Source organism: Mycobacterium sp. E1715, assembly GCF_001667625.1.
Lineage (GTDB): Bacteria > Actinomycetota > Actinomycetes > Mycobacteriales > Mycobacteriaceae > Mycobacterium.
The window spans coordinates 1-650 of sequence record NZ_LZJJ01000011.1 but is presented as its reverse complement, the minus strand read 5'-3'; the positions used below and the strand labels follow the sequence as shown (position 1 = coordinate 650).

The 650-nt window shown below is 74.0% G+C and carries 1 pseudogene; it reads left to right on the top strand.

Annotated features, from left to right (window positions below):
* Positions 1-650 (top strand): annotated as a pseudogene (locus A9X03_RS00550) (ATPase); the annotation flags it as partial.

Here is a 650-nt window from a genome sequence, read left to right as displayed (position 1 = left end):
GCACGGGCCGGACACCCCGGTCGGCACCGCGCTGCTCGACGACGTGACGCTGTCCAACGCCGGGCTGCGTGAGGGCACCGCCGTGATCGTCGGCGCGGTCACCGTCTACGGCGCCCGGTCGGTGACGCTGTCCGGCTCGTCGCTGGCCAGCCAGTCCATTTCGCCGGTGACCCTGCGGCAGGCCCTGCTCGGCAAGGTGCTGACCGTCGGCGACGCCGTGTCGCTGCTGCCCCGCGATCTGGGCCCGGGCTTCTCGACGGCGGCCGCCACCCGCGCGCTGGCGGCCTCGGTGGGCATCAGTTGGACCTCGGAGCTGCTGACCGTCACCGGCGTGGACCCGCTCGGCCCGGTCAGCGTGCAGCCCAACTCGCTGGTCACCTGGGGCGAGGGCGTGCCGGCCGGCGGCCCGGCCGTGTCCACCGAGCTGGTCGACGTGGCCAGCCCCGAAACGGTCCTCGAGGAACTCAAGGGCTCACAGCCGCAGGCCGCCAAGCTCATCGAATGGCTCAAGCTCGCGCTCGACGAGCCGCACCTGCTCAAGACCCTGGGCGCCGGCGCCAACCTGGGCGTGCTGGTGTCCGGCCCGGCCGGGGTGGGCAAGGTGACGCTGGTGCGCGCGGTGTGCGACGGCCGCAGGCTGGTCAAGCTGG